At 53.6% G+C, this 17663-nt stretch carries 12 protein-coding genes; 7 read left to right on the top strand and 5 right to left on the bottom strand.

What is annotated here, in order from left to right; translation table 11 throughout:
• Nucleotides 1-24 precede the first annotated feature (24 nt).
• A complete protein-coding gene (locus J2I46_RS07265; RefSeq protein WP_207328346.1) occupies nt 25-2541 on the bottom strand; it encodes an MG2 domain-containing protein in 2517 nt (838 codons plus the stop codon).
• A 105-nt stretch (nt 2542-2646) separates the two neighbouring features.
• On the opposite strand from J2I46_RS07265, the gene J2I46_RS07260 reads away from it, so the two are divergent.
• The 3 genes from J2I46_RS07260 (at nt 2647) to J2I46_RS07250 (ending at nt 6672) form a co-directional block, all read left to right on the top strand.
• Nucleotides 2647-3297 carry an oxidoreductase gene (locus J2I46_RS07260; protein WP_207328345.1) on the top strand — a complete coding sequence of 217 codons (651 nt, stop codon included), beginning with the start codon at nt 2647-2649 and terminating at the stop codon, nt 3295-3297.
• 167 nt (nt 3298-3464) lie between these two features.
• Nucleotides 3465-5933, top strand: coding sequence for a bifunctional aspartate kinase/homoserine dehydrogenase I (gene thrA / locus J2I46_RS07255; protein ID WP_207328344.1), 2469 nt, complete (start codon nt 3465-3467; stop codon nt 5931-5933).
• A gap of 40 nt (nt 5934-5973) precedes the next feature.
• A complete protein-coding gene (locus J2I46_RS07250) occupies nt 5974-6672 on the top strand; it encodes a putative polyvalent protein kinase domain-containing protein (protein ID WP_207328343.1) in 699 nt (232 codons plus the stop codon).
• Nucleotides 6673-6780: 108 nt separating this feature from the next.
• On the opposite strand, the gene J2I46_RS07245 is transcribed toward J2I46_RS07250, so the two are convergent.
• The 4 genes from J2I46_RS07245 to J2I46_RS07230 form a co-directional block, all read right to left on the bottom strand.
• Nucleotides 6781-8091, bottom strand: coding sequence for a vanadium-dependent haloperoxidase (locus J2I46_RS07245; protein ID WP_207328342.1), 1311 nt, complete (start codon nt 8089-8091; stop codon nt 6781-6783).
• A complete protein-coding gene (locus J2I46_RS07240) occupies nt 8088-11531 on the bottom strand; it encodes a VCBS repeat-containing protein (protein ID WP_207328341.1) in 3444 nt (1147 codons plus the stop codon). The genes J2I46_RS07245 and J2I46_RS07240 overlap by 4 nt, the downstream gene beginning before the upstream one ends.
• A 462-nt stretch (nt 11532-11993) precedes the next feature.
• A complete protein-coding gene (locus tag J2I46_RS07235; protein ID WP_207328340.1) occupies nt 11994-12704 on the bottom strand; it encodes a head GIN domain-containing protein in 711 nt (236 codons plus the stop codon).
• Between the two features lie 12 nt (nt 12705-12716).
• Nucleotides 12717-13424: a head GIN domain-containing protein gene (locus tag J2I46_RS07230; RefSeq protein ID WP_207328339.1), complete on the bottom strand. Its 708-nt coding sequence runs from the start codon at nt 13422-13424 to the stop codon at nt 12717-12719.
• Nucleotides 13425-13708: 284 nt separating this feature from the next.
• On the opposite strand from J2I46_RS07230, the gene mltG reads away from it, so the two are divergent.
• From mltG to J2I46_RS07210, 4 genes are all read left to right on the top strand, one after another.
• On the top strand, nt 13709-14752 hold the full coding sequence (gene mltG, locus J2I46_RS07225; RefSeq protein ID WP_207329132.1) for an endolytic transglycosylase MltG: 1044 nt from the start codon (nt 13709-13711) through the stop codon (nt 14750-14752).
• Between the two features lie 135 nt (nt 14753-14887).
• Complete coding sequence (locus J2I46_RS07220; protein WP_207328338.1) at nt 14888-15316, top strand: acyl-CoA thioesterase; 429 nt, start codon at nt 14888-14890, stop codon at nt 15314-15316.
• A gap of 113 nt (nt 15317-15429) precedes the next feature.
• Nucleotides 15430-16386, top strand: a complete 957-nt coding sequence (locus tag J2I46_RS07215; protein WP_207328337.1) for a YihY/virulence factor BrkB family protein — start codon at nt 15430-15432, stop codon at nt 16384-16386.
• 237 nt (nt 16387-16623) lie between these two features.
• Nucleotides 16624-17637 (top strand): glycosyltransferase, encoded by a 1014-nt coding sequence (locus J2I46_RS07210; RefSeq protein WP_229379646.1) that lies wholly within the window; start codon nt 16624-16626, stop codon nt 17635-17637.
• The last annotated feature ends 26 nt before the right edge of the window (nt 17638-17663 follow it).

The raw sequence follows: 17663 nt of genomic DNA, 5'->3' as shown, positions 1-17663 counted from the left end.
CTTAAACAGTAAGCCGAAATACGCCTATTCTACCTTCATCGTTGCTTCTGCATGCCCCGGCTGGCCAGAAACGGTAGCACCCTCCAACACCAGGTGTAACGACGTTTTGGCATCCGACGTATAGAACGAGACGGTGGCTTTTCCCGCAGCATCGGTCTGGATGCGGGGGGCCCAGAGCAGCGTTGCGCGGTAGTCGGGGCGGACTTTCTCTTCGGGCGTAGGTTTGTCGTAACGGGGCGCGTAAAACGTTCGTTTAGGAGCAAAACCAACCATTTTTTCAACCCGAACACCCGGTACTACTTTATTTACGTAATCGTTTGTTTCGCCACCACGTTTCATAATGACGTTGATGCCGCCGCCCGCCCCCCGTGAACCCAGCAGCGCTGCACTTGCTCCTTTGATGACATCAATATAGGCTACATCGCTGGGCATAATGCTAGAGATTGCCGATTTGTCGACGGCCATGCCATCGATCATGAACATGGGTTCGATCACACCTGAGAAGTTAGCCGCCCCCCGGATTTGCACCGTTGGCTCAAGCCCTCCCCCCGAAACCTGTACCCCGGCAACACGGCTCCGAAGAATATCGAATATTGTTAGGGCACCGGCCGAGTTCATCTCATCTACTTTAAGGCTTACGTCGGCATTGCTGAATATTCCACGTTGTGTAGCATAGGGGTCAACGCGCTTGGCCTTTACCACCACCGTCTGTAGCTGAACCTCCCTATTTCGCCTGATCTGCGCTTCAATGGCTGCATACTCACTCTGCCGTTTCAGAAATTCAGCCAGTTCCGCATACGCTATATCGCTGGGCACCAGTGGCGGACGAACCACCCGGATCTGCGGCGTTACCAGCTTATCGATCGTGATCGTGAAATTCCGGCTGCCGTTTGTTTTCTGGGCCTGAACAAACACTGTAGCGGTATCGATCAGGTTGGCATTCGACAGGAAGAAGCGCCCCTTTTCATCGGCGCTCAGACTATACAAATCCTGCGTCGAATCTTTCCGATGCACCATGATCGTAAGCGGAATACCCGGCGCCGGATTCTTCGACGTACCCCGATAAACCGTACCCGACACGGTTAGTCCGGGATCGAAGGGGTAACGCGTGGGCGGTAACGAATCAACCAGTACCTTATCCCAGGTGATACGCCGCCAGCCCTGTGTCATTAACAGCAGATCGAGATTGGCCAGGCGGTCTTTGTTGGTCTGATCGAAGTAGTAGCCCGGTTGTTCAACGTACCCGGTCAGATCAGACGTCAGCAGCAGATACGACGGCAACGAGGCGGCAAAGGGCTTTCGTTTAGGCTGTTGAGCCAGATCGGTAACCGCCAGCGACAGATCGGCCATAACGGGTTTTCCGGCGGCATTAGTGGCCGTAACGGTCAGGTCTACCCGTTGCCGAGGGCCGGCAACAGGCGTAGCGGGCGTTACGGCCAGGTTGATCAATTCGTCCTGAGCCGAGTAAACGAGTCGTTCAGAAACGGGTTTGCCGGCTGGGTCGAGCAGCGTGATCTGCACAATACCTTCGGGACATTTGGCGCGGGGAATCTGCACCACAAACTGTTTCCGGCTGGCGGGGCCGCGCAGGGCCAGAATGGGCTGACCGTTCACCTGCGCCAGCACCGTCAGCATAGCCGCCGCAGACCCGGACTCAGGTGTGGCAGCAACCGGCGGCATACTATTGCTGACAAATACCCGGATATTGTCTTTGTTACTCAGATTATCGACCTGCACTAAATAGCCCGCTGGCTGCGGAGCAGGCATAGTATAGGAGGTGTATCCCGTAGTACCGGGAATCTTCACGAACGCCTGGTAGGTCTGTCCGGCTTCGGGTATCAACGGGAACGTACCCATACCCAGGTGCTGGCTCTGAAACCCAACAATGGTGTCTTTCCTGCTATCGAGCACAAAGCCCGACACATCCACGCCCACACCTGCCGGACTAACTGCTTTGAACGCTACGCGGCTGGTTAACCCGGCTACCAGCTGGCCACCTTCGGGCAAAAACTGCACGTCGGGTCGGGCCTCGATCGACGAGCCGTTTCCTGCCGTTGTTGCTCCCTTCGGGTCATTGGCCCGCACAATGTCGATGGCTTTGGTGAAATACCAGTCTTCCGAAAAGTTGCGCATCCAGCCCGTGTACGCCCGCAGGGTATACCGCCCGGTCTCCATCGAGTCGGGTAAGGGCAGGTACCCTTCACCGTAGCCCCCTTTAGTCTGAAAGCGCGTATCGAGCCTTATTTTTTGACCGTTAGGGCTTACCAGGTCAACCAGAACGGCTCCACTACTGGAATCAGCCCCCCGGCTGGCCCCGTAAAAGAGATAGCTCTTCATCCATATGGTTTCGCCGGGCAGGTACGTTGTACGATCAGTGTGTACATATACCTTTTCATACGGATACTGCTGTTCATACGCCCTGATTCGGGCCAGCACTTGGTCGAGCGGATCGCTGAATAAACTCCGTACCGCCACAAGCAATGTTACTACTGACAGTAATATTGTAAAAAGCAGGGCTTTAGAAAGTGGTTGTTGAGACATGATAGCTGGCTACGGTTTCGGATTTGCCGACTGATGCTTTAGCCTGGAGGGGTAAATTAGCAAAATCTCCCCGAATGATTCCATACTTGCTTTCATCAAACGCAAATGAATATATCTGGCTTAAAAACAGCGTTACTAGTGGGCGCAACAGGCCTTGTTGGCGACATTCTAGCGCATCAGCTTGTTGACTCGGCGGCGTATGACCGGGTTCAGGTACTTACGCGCAGGCCACTCGGCTGGCAGCACCCGCGGCTTCAGGAGATCCCGTTCGACTTTGACCATCCAAACGGCCTGCTTGTGCGCGCCGACGATATTTATTGCTGCCTCGGCACCACCATCAAGAAAGCAGGTTCGAAAGAAGCGTTTCGAAAAGTCGATTACCAGTATCCGCTCGATATAGCCCGGTTAGGTTTAGAGAACGGCGCTTCCCAATTCGCCATTGTAACGTCTATGGGTGCCAGTGCCTCTTCGTCTTTTTTTTACAACCAGGTGAAAGGCGAGATCGAGCGCGACCTCACGGCCCTCAACTACCCCTCGCTGCTGATCTTCCGCCCGTCGTTATTACTGGGCAACCGTAACGAAAAACGCCTGGGCGAACGCATCGGAAGTGGCATCATGCGCCTGGTTGACCCGCTCATTCCGGCCAAATATAAAGCCATCGATGCCGAAAAAGTTGCCAGCGCCATGCTGACAACGATGCAGCAGAGCCTGTCCGGCAAACATATCTTCGAGTCAAACGATCTGCAACAGTTCTGAGAAATGGACCCGGAAACCAGCGACTGGCCTTATATTTGCCTCAGCCTATTTAATGAGTGAATGCGCGATTGAGTGAATGAGCGAATAAGCTCCGCTTAGTCCTGCTATGTTCTCTGGCAGAGCGGATTCGCTCATTCACTCAACCGCATATTCGCTCATTATTACCCATGCATATCCTTAAATTCGGCGGTACGTCGGTTGGCTCGGTCGAGAGCATCCGGCAGGTTATCCGCATCGTTGCTACTCACCGCACCCAGGAAACACCCATCGTCGTTGTGCTTTCGGCCATGGGCGGCGTTACGAATCAGCTCATCGAAATCGGACGGATGGCCACTAATGGCCAGATTGATTACATGGAACTGGTACGGCGCATTGAAGACCGGCACTTCAGCGTGGTGAAGGCCCTTATTCCGGTAAAAGAGCAAAGCCGGGTATTTGCGGCCGTACGTGGCACCATCAACGAACTGGAGGATCTGCTTCGGGGCGTATCGCTTATTCGTGAGCTAACCCCCCGCACCATGGACCTGATCATGAGCTTCGGCGAACGACTGTCGAACCTGGTTGTGGCCGAATGCACCAAATCGAGCGGCGTACCTGCCCAATTCTGTGACGCCCGCGACCTGATCAAAACCGACAGTCAGTTTGGCCACGCTGAAGTAAATTATACGCTGACCAACCCGTTGATTCAGGGATTCTTCGAGAAACAGTCTGGTTCGTCGGCACCCGTTCAATTCGTGACTGGCTTTATTGGGTCGACCGAAAAAGGCGAGACAACCACGCTGGGCCGGGGCGGCTCCGACTACACCGCCAGCATTCTGGGCGCAGCGCTCAACGCCGAGGTAATCGACATCTGGACCGATGTTGACGGCATGATGACCGCCGACCCGCGCAAAGTGCCCAACGCCTTTAATATCCCGACGATTACCTATGCGGAAGCGATGGAGTTGAGCCATTTCGGGGCCAAAGTGATTTACCCGCCCAGCCTGCAACCCGCTTTTGCCCGTAACATTCCGATCCGCGTGCTCAACACGTTCAATTCCGAGCATGCAGGTACGGTCGTCAGCCGCACCGCCGACCGTCGGCAGTATACGATCACGGGCATTTCGAGCATCGACGATGTGGCGCTGGTGAACGTGCAGGGCTCGGGCATGATCGGTGTGGCAGGTGTATCGGCCAAGCTATTCGGCATTCTGGCCCAGCACAAAATCAGTGTTATTCTGATCTCGCAGGCGTCGTCGGAACATTCGATCTGTTTTGCCATCGACCCCAAAGGAGCCGACCGCGTGAAGCTGATCCTGGACGAAGCCTTTGCCGCCGACATTGCCAGCGGACATGTAGACAACATCAGCATCGAGCGCGACCTGAGCATCATTGCTACTGTGGGTGAAGGCATGCGCAAATCATCGGGTATTGCCGGGAAACTGTTTTCGGTACTGGGCAAAAACGGGGTAAACATTGTGGCCGTGGCGCAGGGTTCGTCGGAGATCAATATCTCGGTGGTGATTACAAAGAACAACCTGTCAAAAGCCCTCAACGCCCTGCACAACGTGTTTTTCCAGTCGGAAGCACGTGTGCTGAATGTATTCCTGGTTGGTACCGGCCTGATCGGGCAGACACTGCTCCGCCAGATTCACGCACAGGCCGAGTATTTGCGGCGCGAGAAGCTGCTGAAAATTTGTGTCGTTGGCCTGTCGAATACCAAAAAGATGGTGCTTAACCCGAACGGGCTGGACCTGCACACCTGGAAAGAATTCCAGCAAACCGACGGCGTAACCACCTCGCTACCAGCCTTTTTCGAGAAAATAAAGTCTTACAACCTGCCCAACTCGGTCTTCATCGACTGTACGTCAGACAAAGACATTGTACAGTATTACGAGTCGCTGCTCGACGCCAACATTTCGGTGGTGACGCCCAATAAAGTGGCCAACTCGGGTTCCTACGCCGAGTACCGTCGCCTGCAACGCACAGCCCTGAACAGGGGCGTGAAGTTCCTGTACGAAACCAACGTGGGTGCGGGGTTACCCATCATCAACACGCTTCAGGGCCTGCTCACGTCGGGCGACCGCTTTCTGAAGATCGAGGCGATTCTGTCAGGTACGTTGTCGTACATTTTCAACACGTTCAAGCCAGGTACGTCCTTCGTGGATGTAGTGCGCGAAGCCAAGGAAAAAGGTTATACCGAACCCGATCCCCGCGACGACCTGAGTGGCCAGGATGTAGCCCGGAAAATCCTGATTCTGGCCCGTGAAGCCGGTTTCCCGCTCGAACCGGAAGATGTTACGATCCAGAACATCCTGCCCCCCTCCTGCCTCGATGCGCCCACAATTCCCACGTTCTTCGACGCGCTGAAAGCAGAAAACGACTATTTCGAAAGCATGCTGAACGCAGCTGACGCGCGGGGCGAAAAACTACGGATGATTGCTACCTTCGAGAACGGGAAAGCCGTGATTGGCCTGCGGGGCGTTGGTCCGGACCATCCGTTCTACCAGCTTACCGGTGCTGACAACATCATTTCGTTTACGACCGAGCGGTATAAAGAACGCCCGCTGGTAATTAAAGGACCAGGCGCTGGTGCCGAGGTAACGGCCTCCGGCGTCTTCGCCGACATGGTCAGCATCGGGAGCTATCTGGGGTAAAAGCAATCAGAACGAACACAGAGTCAGGGTTGTTCAACAAATGGACGAAACAAGTGAATCAGATGGAAGAGCGCGATACGTACCTCAACGAGTACCACCGGCTGCAGAGCGAAAAAATGATCAGGAAGGTCTCCGAGCAGCCATTGATGTCATTGCAGGAGTGCATCGAGCAAGCAAAGCGGCTCAAGGAGCAGCCCCGCGAAACCGCTACGAACAAATAGCATTAGAACAGGCGCTACAAATAGGCGAAGAAAAGCTATTGCGTCGTTGGGCGAAGATTACAAATTCTATGTTGCCGGATGAGCCTTTCACGGATGCCTGGCAAGCCCAAGGGTGCGAGGGAGGCGCTGAACATCAGGTATATGTGCAGTCAGGTACGTATATTAAACGAAACAATTTGAATTATTATGGAACCTGGCTTAGCTACTTTCATAATCTATTGATTCACAATTGGCTATTTCCACAAACGGGATATACCTTCCTTGGTTTAATGGAAGTAGATGGCGCATTAATGTCAGTTGTCAGCCAGAAAGCCCTTCGCGGGATTCGTGGTGCAACACCTGCCGAAGTAGCCTCTTATATGACTCCGTTCGACTTTATTTCACTCAAGAATAATGAGTACGTTCATCAAAGTTTTGGCATTGTTGTTAGTGACCTTCACCACCGTAATGTGCTGGTAAGAGACGATAACGAATTGCTGGTATTTGACCCTGTAATCTATGTTCGGGCTCCGCTGTGAAAAACACAGATTGCGTGCCGGGGTAACGGCTTCCGGCGTCTTCGCCGACATGGTCAGCATCGGGAGCTATCTGGGGTAATCGTTTGCATTACAGCGCTATGCAAACGATTACCTCTCTCCTTCCATCGTCTTTATCACCCACTCTCCAACTTTCTGGCCCTGGATTTGGCCGTTGGTGATGGCGTCCATGAAGTGAATGCCGCCATAGAAACGGGATTGACCGGCTTCCTGAGCGGCTTCGTTGAAGGAGTGATACGACCGGGATTGCAGCCCAAACCGGTTTTCAACGGTATCCGTATAGTCGAATTTGTCGCCGAAATAATGGGTCAGAACAACTGCTGAGGCTGATGAAATCGTGGAATGGCCACTCAGGTATTCCGGGAAAGGGGGCGTTTGCAGAAAAGGCTTCCAATTTGGATCGAGGTGAGCGCGGATGGCCGTTTCGGGGCGAATGCGGTTGCTGCGGAACTTCTCGTCCCAGCAGCAGATAAACCCGTCGGTGAGGGCAATGGCAATGGCTGTGTGAACGCGCATCGCCCTGGCAAAGTCGACCTTTGCGGTGCGGCAGGCGATACCCGTTATGCCCATCCAGTGCGCTCCGGGCGATATTTTCTTCATACCAACCAGCAGATGGCCGTTGTCTTCCAGCGCGAACGGATTACAATCCCAGAAGGCGGCAATCTGCTTTTCTCCCTCCGACAGTTGTTCGTCATGATTCTGCTTCATCAGGGCAAAAAAAGGCGAGTTTTTAGCGGTCGAGAACGGCACAGGAGGTACGGGGCGAAACTGATTGGCGGTATCGAGCGTAAACGGCCGGATGGTGTTGAAATACGGCTCAACCGGCGCAAAGAAACCAGGCGGCGTTGGGTACCAGTTGCCTTTGCCTGCGGTTGGTGTATAGCGCGGAAAATTGCTGATGCGGTTATACCGGTCGGCTTTGGCGTAGGTCAGAATCTGTTTGCTAACAGCCAGTGCGTACTGCCTCGACTGGTCGATGGTTTCATTGCTATACCCCAGCGTGCGGCACGAATCGAGCAGTTTATCTTCGTAGGCTTGTAACAACGTACCTGAAGGCTGCATCTTCTTCGCCGTGGCCAGCATAGCCAGCACAGCACTCAACTGGTTATTGGCCTTAGGCAGATTGGTTGGCCTGTCAATGACCGGGAAACCGTTCAGTATGCCCGACATGGAGCGGCCGGCGCTGTCGTGCCGGGCTACTACTTCATAACCAGCCAGGCAGGCATAGGCGAAAAAACGGGCGGCTAGTGGCGGGTTTGTTACATCGTGTACCATCACGTCGGTCATCCGGTCGGTCACCTGGTCGATGACACCGATTCCCAGCGGCGGCAACGTACCTGACTCACGCTGACAGGCGCTCAGTCCCAGTATCAGTAAAGCAAATCCAAATAGCGTTTTCATTCCTTCGTTGGCCGGTACGCCCGCACCGGCTGTTGATTAATACCGAACAGCAACGTTTGATTAATGGGCAAAATGCTGCGCACGTCGCCAGTCAGCCGGAAGCCAGACAGATACTGCGGCACCGCCCGAAATCCGCCCCGGCCGTCGCCTTTAAGCAGCAGCCCGTAGTTGGCGTCGGATTTACCGAAACGTAACCGCGCCTGATTGATATTCCCGGCCAGCAGCAAATCAGCGTTCCCATCGTGGTCATAATCGAGCGAGGTCATGGCACAAACGGGTGAGAACTGAACCTCCTGTGGTAACGTCATTGCCTGAAATTTACCATCACCACCCCGTTGAAAGTAACTGGTTTTCAACTCGTTCGCCTCCAGGCGTGCGGCACCCTGTAGCTCTTCGGGCGTAAAGATCGTCGCTAGTGTCTGGTCGGCGTAACTTTTATAATCGGGAAAACGGCCGCGCATCAGGCTGATCTGATCCAGCAGTTCATCGCGGAACACGTAAGGGTACGTTTTGCCTTGCATGTAAAAACACAGAATGGGGTCAACCGAACCGTTGTCGTCGAAGTCTTTATAAATTAGTTCGGCGGGTTCTTTATCGCTGGCTTTGCATTGTGTATTCAGGCCCATGTTGCCCACCACCAGGTCAGTCTTTCCATCTTTATTGAAATCACCCACCAGCAGCCTGTTCCACCAGCCTTTGTATGACTTGGCAAAGAAGTCGGTGGTGTGGTCGGTAAATTTCCCGGCAGTTTTGGCGAATACCGTTACAGGCATCCATTCGCCCACGATGATCAGTTCGGGTTGCTTATCGCCTGTCAGATCAACCCAGGCGGCGTCGGTCACCATGCCGATTCGCTGCAACGCGGGGGCAAGTTCGGCCGTTTTGTCGGCAAACGCCCCGTGGCCATCGTTAATAAGCAGGAAGCTTGGCGGCGTTTCGGGATAACGCCCCGGAACAACCCGCCCCCCCACGAACAGATCTGGTTTTCCGTCGCCGTTTATGTCGGCTACCCGAACGCAGCTTTTGCTGGTATGCAGGGCAGGCAAGGCAGTCGGGCTTTTTATGAAGTTGCCTTTTCCATCGTTCAGGTACAGTCGGTCCTGCAGGAGTGGGTCGTCGGGCAGAAAATTGGCGTACCCTCCACTTGCCACACACAAGTCGGGAAAACCGTCGCCGTTCGCGTCGAAAAAGACCGCGTCGGCATCATCACTCCGTTTATCGTCGGCAAAAGCGGCAACGGGCTTGGGCTGAAACCCACCGCCCGGCTGCCCCAGAAACAACGTACCTGGCTGCCCGTTTCCGCCACCGGCATACACATCCTCCAACCCGTCGCCATTGACGTCCGCTTTAACCAGGCAAGGCCCGGAAAACGACATCGGATTGATCAGCAACGGTTGCCGTTTGAAATCGTTAATCGTCGTGGCCTGCTGGCGAAAGACAATGGGCGACTTTACTTCAGCGAACGCCGCCGGTGCCGGTCTCACCGGTTGATACGTACCTGACGCCTGCCTTTCATTCAGCGTAAGTACCTGATCGGCCTTCACTTGCTGCAAAATCTGTTGCTTACCACCCGGCCAGACCACCCGCAGCGAATCAATGGTTGCGTCGGCTCCTAACCCGAAATGCAGCAGTGGCGATACGCTGGATTGGTAGCCACGGGCGGGCATCTGTTCGAGGTACTGACGCTGCCCTTTCCTGTAGAGGGTTACGGTGGCGCCAAGACCCTGTGTGTTCTGCCCGGCTCCTTTCAGGCTGACCGTCAGATAGTGGTTTGTTGCGCGCGTACTGGCCTCATTCTGGTAAATGAAAGCGGGCTGATTGATGTTGTTAACCACCAGATCGAGGTCACCGTCGTTGTCGAGATCGGCGTAAACGGCCCCGTTGCTATTAGCGGACTTACTAACACCCCATGCTTTACTAACATCAGTGAATGAGAGAGTGCCTTTCCCGCCATTGTTCCTGAACAGGTAACTTACCACCCCGGACGCAGGCATCTTCTGCACCAGTTCCAGTAGGTTTTGCCGACGCACGTTGCCCCGGTTATTCTGCAGAAAATCACCCATGTATTTCAGAAAATCCATGTTGGTGTAATCCCGTGTGTAGCCGTTGGTTACGAACAGGTCTTTCCAGCCATCATTGTCGTAATCGGCAAACAGCGGCGACCAACTCCAGTCTGTATTCGACAGGCCAACCTGTTGCCCTACTTCGCTAAACGTTGGCAGGGGGCTCCCTTTTCCCCCTTGCTCCCAGCCATTGTTAATATGCAGCATGTTCCGCATGTACTGGTGGTTGAAGCCAGCGCGCAGATTCAGGTCGAAGGCTTCGTAATTATCGGGAGCGAATAATAGCTTTTGCCGGTGATTATCGGCGGGCAGCATGTCGAGTGTGAAAATGTCGGGCAGGGCATCGTTGTTCACGTCCGAGACGTTGTTGCCCATCGAAAACTGCGACGTATGGCCCAGGCTTTTTGCCAGTTGGTCGGTGAAGCCGGGCTTACCGCTTTTCCCGGTGTTGATATACAGGTAGTCGGGAATGCTGTAGTCGTTGGAGACGTAGATATCTGGCCAGCCATCGCCGTTGATGTCAGAAACACCCGCCCCTAGGCCATACGAAAGAGCGGACCCTTGCAGCCCCGCCTGCTTTGTTACATCGCGAAAATACGGTTGACCGCCCGCCCCTTTTTCCTGCGCCATCAGCCGGATTCCAATCTGAGGATCAGGGGTTTTAGCCAGTTCGGCAATACTGACATCATCGAGTGTCAGGCGCTTGGGGTTGTGGTTCAACAGCAGCAGATCCAGATCGGTGTCGTGGTCATAATCGAAGAAAATGGCCTGGGTGCTGTGGGTCGAATCGGCGAGGCCATACTGGCTGGCCAGATCTGTAAACTGCGGGACCCCGCTGGCGTTATTGCCTGTATTGATGAACAACTGGTTGATGCGCCTGGCCCCCGCCAGTTTGCCTGAGTAGCAAACGAAGAGATCGAGTTTGCCGTCGGCGTTTACATCGGCCATAGTCACGCCGGTTTTCCACGGTCCTTCGCGGCCCGCCACGCCCGAAGCCCGGGTTACGTCATCGAACGCCATTTTGCCCCGGTTCAGGTAGAGCTTGTTGGCGGTCATGTTGGCCGAAAAATACAGGTCTTCCAGTCCATCGTTGTTCACATCGCCCACGGCCACACCACCACCGTTGTAGAAGTACTCGTACATCAACACGTTGGTATTCAGCCCTTCTGTTAACTCATTTGTAAAGGTAATGTGGGTTTTTTCGGGCGAAAGCAGGGTAAACAAAGCGGGGCCTTCGTCGGCATTGGCCGTTTCATCAGCCGTTTTTTGCTGGCAACTCAGGCTGATCCACGTACCCAGCACACCAACCACCAGCAGGCCGATCAGGCGTGAGGGGACTACTGCAACTATACTTGTTTTCAACGAAAGAAAGGTCATCGTACTGGCTTTTTCACGTCACGTAGCGGCGCCTGGTGCGGTTTCGGCAGGCTATCGTTGATTCACTAGGTGCTTGAATACCGGCATGCCGGCCGCTGATCCCAACCACCACAACGAGCAACCAGAGTCTGGTACCGTCTGGGAGAAGCCGGGATATCCCTTACGCTAGGGCAAGCATTGGCCGGCGTGAATCAACCCAGTCATGTCGTGAATGTTTATATCAACAAAGATACATTCCACAACCATTTTCAGGCAGTCATTGACAAGTTAGTCACTCACGATTTGGCCAACAGATGGCTGGGCGACCAAACAGAAGGCTGCTTACAACGGCAACAGGCCACCCAAGATGATGAGTATCGATCTTGGGTGGCCTGTTGCCGTACTGGTTATACTGGTTAAATCGGCTGCTTCAGGACGCTGAACAGGCCCGGAACTAACCCTCAATGTAGTATTCCTGGTCAGTTAATCGGCGCTGCCGCCCAGCGACGTTTTGCGGCTCACGATCCGGCCGGGGCCGCTGTGGGTGACGCTCCCACCCGTTGATGCTTTCAAAAACAGTTCATTTTCGGCATACACACGTACACTGGCACCGCTGGTAGCCTCGGCCTGGGTTGTATTGGCAGTCAATGACTTGGCTTCGATGGTGGCACCAGCCGATGCCGAAGCCGTAACCGTTTTGGCTGAACCCGACACTGTGGCCGTAGAGCCAGCGCCCGAGCTTAACTCAACGTCGGTGGCTTTCACGTTCATAGTCAGTTCGGAACCCGATTTAGCGAACAAGCCGATTTTCTCCGCCTGGAAGGGAGTTTCGCCCGTTAGCTGCGCACCTGCCGATACGGTGATTTCGTTCAACTGGCGTGCCGTCAGGTACGCTTTCACGTAGCGGCTGGTGTTTTTGTCGGCTTTATTTTTGCCCAGCCATCCCTGCAGGCGGATGCTGATTTTCAATTCCCGACCATCTACTTCGGTGACGATATCTTTTGCGTCGAAGCCGCGTGCCTCAATTCTCAACGACTCGGAATCACCCTGCGTCAGAAACAATTGAACCCCTGAGCTCACTTTCAGTACCGAAAAGTTGGCGACAGACGGGTTTAGCGTGATATCCTGCGCATAAAGCTGGCTGGCTGCCAACGTAAAAAAGGCTAACAATAGCCGCATAACGTTCGTTTTCATAGGTTCTCTTGCTTAATCACGATTAATGTCCCCTCCTCCGGAGGTCTTCCTGCTTACTAACTGTCCGGGGCCTCGATAGGTTACGTCGCCCCCACCCGATGCCCGCAGGTAGAGTTCTTTCCGGCCATACACCCGCGCATCGCCCCCACCCGATGCCTCGGCATAGCAGACATCTGTTTCCAGCTTACCGGCGTTCAGATCGGCCCCGCTCGACGCCGACGCGGTTAGTTTACCCGCTGTTCCGCTCAGGGTCACATCGGCTCCACTGCTAACCGATACCGTCATCCGGTTTACCTTCACTTCCAGGTCAACGTCGGCACCGCTGCTGGTGTGCAGGGTCAGGTCATCAGCGCTAAGGATGGTTTCGCCTTCCAGGTCAGCCCCCGACGAGACCTCGATACTGTTCAGGTTTTTCACCGTCACATAGGCTTTTACAGAGTTATTTCGGCCAAACACACCTTTCCAGCCATTTCGACGTTTAACCCCCAGCACCAGTTTGTTACCCCGCTGCTCTGAAATAACCTCCTCATCGTCAAAGCCTTTAGCTTCAATACGTACCGATTCGGTGTTTCCCTGCGTGAGGTATACATTGACGCCAGCACTTATATCAAGGGCGGCTATACCCGAAAAAGTCTGATTGCGTTTCACATCCTGTGCCGATAAGCAGGATGATACAGCTAGGCTCATGCCCAGGTACGTGATTAGTAAAGGCGTTTTCATCTGGCGTATAGAGTTGTGTACCGGAAAGATGCAGTCTAGCGCCGAAAGGTTGCAGCCCTTTTATGACAAACGGCCCACTACGCTGGCCGATGCTGTTACTGAGCTGATTAATTGGTTTCGTCATCAACTGGCGCAGCTCATTCTCAGGGTAGCCCCCGCCCTGCTCGTATCAAAAAAACGGCTGTCAGCACATTGTTGCGTTAGGGCTGTACCTTTGCAGCGTTAGTATACCGGAAAATGTTTTGCTTCGGTATAACGCATCAGCCCTCTTACACTCAATGACACTGTCGCGCAACACCAAAATTGGCCTGTACATTGCCTTTACGGTACTGTTTGTTTCGTTTACGTTCTACGCCTGGCAACTGGCTAAAACGCCCAACATCAACGCTCATACCGACGACGCCAAGCCGTTTTCGCTCTATATTCCCAAAGGGTCAACGTTTGAATCCGTCATCGATACGCTGCAAAAGCATCAGGTGCTGGAAAATGAAATGACGTTCCGGTTTGTGTCGAAACTAATGAAATACCCTGAGCGGGTAAAGGCAGGGCATTACCGGATGCAGCCGGGTCTGGGCAATTACGAGGCCATCAAGAAACTACGCAGCGGTAGTCAGGACCCGATCGAATTGACCTTCAACAGCAGCATCCGTCTGAAAAGTGAACTCATCGAGAAGGTGGGCAGCAAATTCGCGTTTGGTCCTGAGCCACTTCGTGAACTGCTTAACAACCCCGATACCTGCAAACGGTATGGCCTGGACACCACCACCATCATCTGCCTGTTTATTCCGAACACCTATGAGATGTTCTGGACGGCCAAACCGACAGCGTTGCTAAGCCGCATGGCCGACGAGTATAAGAAGTTCTGGACACCGGCGCGCAAAGCCAAAGCCGCCGCTTTGGGCCTGAGCCAGACGGAGGTGCAAACGCTGGCCTCGATTGTCAGGGCCGAAACCATAAAGTCGGACGAGCAACCCCGCGTGGCCGGCGTTTACCTGAACCGGCTCAAACGTGGTATCAAGCTGGAAGCCGACCCAACGGTGGTGTTCGCCAATAACGATTTCACGATCCGGCGCGTGCTGAATAAACACCTGGCGTTCAACAATCCGTATAACACATACATGTATGCCGGCCTGCCGCCAGGACCAATCAACCTGCCACCTCCTACAGCCATCGACGCCGTACTGAATCCCGAACAGCATGATTACCTGTTTTTTGTAGCCAAAGCCGATTTCTCAGGCTATCATACGTTCTCGCGCAACATGGCCGAACATATGGCCAACGCCCGCATCTACCAGCGCGCGCTCAATGAGCGGAAAATCATGAAATAAACTAGTCGGGAATTGGGAGTCGATAGCCTGGAGAGTCGGTTTCAGTGCTGCTTACGCCAGCGAACTACTGATGCGTAAGCAACACTGAAACCGACTCTCCAGACTATCGACTCCCGACTATCGACTCTTCCCCCTATGTTCACCTTCCTTGTTCCTCCGTTCCGGGTACGTTATGCCGACACAGACCAGATGGGGTACGTGTATTACGGCAACTATGCGCGGTTCTACGAAATTGGCCGGGTGGAGGCGTTGCGTAGCCTCGGGTTTTCCTATAAAGAGATGGAGGCCTCGGGCATTATGATGCCGGTATACGAAAATACATCGCGCTACCTGAAACCTGCCCGCTACGATGATCTGCTCACCGTGACGGTAACCATTCCTGAACTACCCCGCGCCCGGATCGTGTTTCGATACGCCATCAGCAATGAAGCGGGCGAACTGCTCCATACCGGACAAACTACGCTGGTCTTCCAGCGCGCCGATACCGGACGGCTCACGGCAGCACCAGCTACGCTCCTCGACCACCTGAAACCTTTTTTTGCCCCGGAAGTTGGCTTAGTATAGAAGGATGTCGGATTTGGGATTGCGGATTTGGGATTTGCTCCGCTTAAGTTCGGGACTATATCCAGCGGAGCAAATCCCAAATCCGCAATCCCAAATCCAAAATCCGTTAGCTTATGTTTCAAAAACTAATGAGCTTTAAAGCGCTGTCGGGAACGCGGGTCTGGCTACGTACGCACAACGCCTTTAATTCGACAAACGACTGGTACAGCTTTTTGAACAGGATCACCGACAAGATTGTCGACAATGACCTGAGTGAGCGGGCTGCGTCGGTGGCTTACAACCTCATTTTGGCCATTTTTCCAACGGTTATTTTTCTCTTTACGCTCATCCCGTTTATCAAATTCATACCGGATCTGGAAGGACAGATCATGCAGTTTTTTGCCCAGGCATTGCCTATTGGCGCTTTCGCCACGGTAAACACTACGATTAAGGACATAATTAGTCAGCCACGGGGTGGGGTGTTATCATTCGGGTTTCTGCTGGCGCTCTATTCGGCCACCAGTGGTATGGTGGCCCTGATGAACGCCTTCAACGCCTCACACAAAACGGCCGAACGACGCGGTTTCCTGGCTAAACGGGGTATTGCCGTGCTCCTCACCGTGGCGCTGGCGATCTCGCTGATTCTGGCCATTGGCCTGTTGGTAATCGGAGGCGTGGTGATCGACTACCTGCTTAAGTTCGGTGTTTTCAATAATATCGTTTTTTATTACCTGCTTAAAATTGCCCGTTATCTGCTGGTGTTTGCTGTTTTTGTGGGCGTAGTATCGGTTATTTACAAGTACGGGCCAGACGTGAACCTGAAGTGGCCGTTTATCATGCCCGGATCCATAACGGCCTCGGTGCTTATTGTGCTGACTACGCTGGCCTTCTCCTACTACGTTTCCAACTTCAGTTCATACAACAAGGTGTACGGCTCCATCGGTACACTCATCGCCCTGATGATCTGGACAAACCTGATTTGCCTGTTGCTGGTGCTTGGCTATGAAATGAATGTGGTCCTGTTCGACCTGGAAGGCGACAAGAATCCGTCGGTTGCCCGGAAAACAACAAATGCCACCTCCAACACGTGAAGTGGCATTTGCGAACCCTAACCCATAAATGTGATCGCGGTCGGGTAGCAGGCACTTTGGCACGCCTCCCGATTCGCGTACATACTACTATCGAAAAACTGTGCCAAACATCCGTTGACACTAAAAAATAAGTCACTAAATTCCGGTTACTCAAAAAAAAGCGTTCAGTAATAGGTAACCTGTTACTTTCATATCGTATAGTATTGTTAAGGACTTTCTCCAACAAAGACAGGTAATATGGATCGCCAACGGATCACCCAGGCGAGCGTCAACATTCCGATGGCGCCATTCCTGAATAAGCATAAACCCTGGGTATCAGTAATATGCACTTGTTATAACCACGCTCAATTCGTTCAGGAAAGCCTCCGGTCGGTTATCAACCAGACTTACCCGAATGTGGAACTGATTGTTATTGACAATGCCAGCAGTGACGGGTCTGTGGCCGCCATTACCAGCTTCTGCGCCCAGTATCCGTCTACCCGTTTTATTCAAAATACCGTCAATCGGGGCCTTTGTCGGGCGTTTAATCAGGGGTTATCGCTGGCTATTGGCGAGTACATTATTGATCTGTCGGCCGACGACATCATGCTGCCGCAACGGGTAGCCCGGCAGGTTGAACAGTTTATTTCGCTGCCTGCCTATTATGGTGTGGTGTTTTCAAATGCAACCTACATTGATGCCCGGGGTGAGTTTCTAAGACATCATCACCCTGTTCGGCCCGATGGCCGAACAACAGAGCGGGTGCCCACCGGCGATGTCTTTCAGGAGGTCTTGACGCGTTACTTCATCAACACACCCACCATGATGATGCGCCACAACATGCTGACGGCATTGGGCGGATACGATGAAACGCTGGCCTACGAAGATTTCGACTTCTGGGTACGTTCGTCACGCACGCACCGCTATGCCTACATCGACGAAGTACTGACGCAGAAACGGTTACTGTCCAGCTCGCAGAGCCAGCACGTGTTACGGGTCGATAACCCACTGCTTGAGTCTACCTGGCGGGTTTGTCAGAAAGCCTACGACCTTTGCCAGACAGCCGACGAGTATAAGGCCCTGGCCAGCCGAATCCGGCAGTTTATCCGTAAATGCTTCTACGCAGAGCAGTACGAACTGGCGGCCCGGTTTGGTCGCTTGCTTGGCCATATCGAACCGATTGGTCTTCCGTCGCGGGTTATTCTTCTTTTGTGTCGTATACATCTTCCCGTCAATGGCGTGTACCGTCGGTATCGGCTGGCAACAAAATGATAAACAGGTAGTAGTGATCAATTATC

It is taken from the genome of Fibrella forsythiae, from assembly GCF_017353175.1.
Classification (GTDB): domain Bacteria; phylum Bacteroidota; class Bacteroidia; order Cytophagales; family Spirosomataceae; genus Fibrella; species Fibrella forsythiae.
Note: the sequence above shows the minus strand (reverse complement) of the source record. Positions and strands in the feature narration are given on the sequence as shown.

Excerpts from the sequence above, each read along its gene's own strand:
- J2I46_RS07245 (WP_207328342.1), bottom strand. The coding sequence starts at position 8,091 with ATGAAAACGCTATTTGGATTTGCTTTACTGATACTGGGACTGAGCGCC.
- J2I46_RS07235 (WP_207328340.1), bottom strand. The coding sequence starts at position 12,704 with ATGAAAACGAACGTTATGCGGCTATTGTTAGCCTTTTTTACGTTGGCA.
- thrA (WP_207328344.1), top strand. The coding sequence starts at position 3,465 with ATGCATATCCTTAAATTCGGCGGTACGTCGGTTGGCTCGGTCGAGAGC.
- J2I46_RS07265 (WP_207328346.1), bottom strand. The coding sequence starts at position 2,541 with ATGTCTCAACAACCACTTTCTAAAGCCCTGCTTTTTACAATATTACTG.
- J2I46_RS07220 (WP_207328338.1), top strand. The coding sequence starts at position 14,888 with ATGTTCACCTTCCTTGTTCCTCCGTTCCGGGTACGTTATGCCGACACA.
- J2I46_RS07240 (WP_207328341.1), bottom strand. The coding sequence starts at position 11,531 with ATGACCTTTCTTTCGTTGAAAACAAGTATAGTTGCAGTAGTCCCCTCA.
- J2I46_RS07215 (WP_207328337.1), top strand. The coding sequence starts at position 15,430 with ATGTTTCAAAAACTAATGAGCTTTAAAGCGCTGTCGGGAACGCGGGTC.
- J2I46_RS07250 (WP_207328343.1), top strand. The coding sequence starts at position 5,974 with ATGGACGAAACAAGTGAATCAGATGGAAGAGCGCGATACGTACCTCAA.
- J2I46_RS07260 (WP_207328345.1), top strand. The coding sequence starts at position 2,647 with ATGAATATATCTGGCTTAAAAACAGCGTTACTAGTGGGCGCAACAGGC.
- J2I46_RS07230 (WP_207328339.1), bottom strand. The coding sequence starts at position 13,424 with ATGAAAACGCCTTTACTAATCACGTACCTGGGCATGAGCCTAGCTGTA.
- J2I46_RS07210 (WP_229379646.1), top strand. The coding sequence starts at position 16,624 with ATGGATCGCCAACGGATCACCCAGGCGAGCGTCAACATTCCGATGGCG.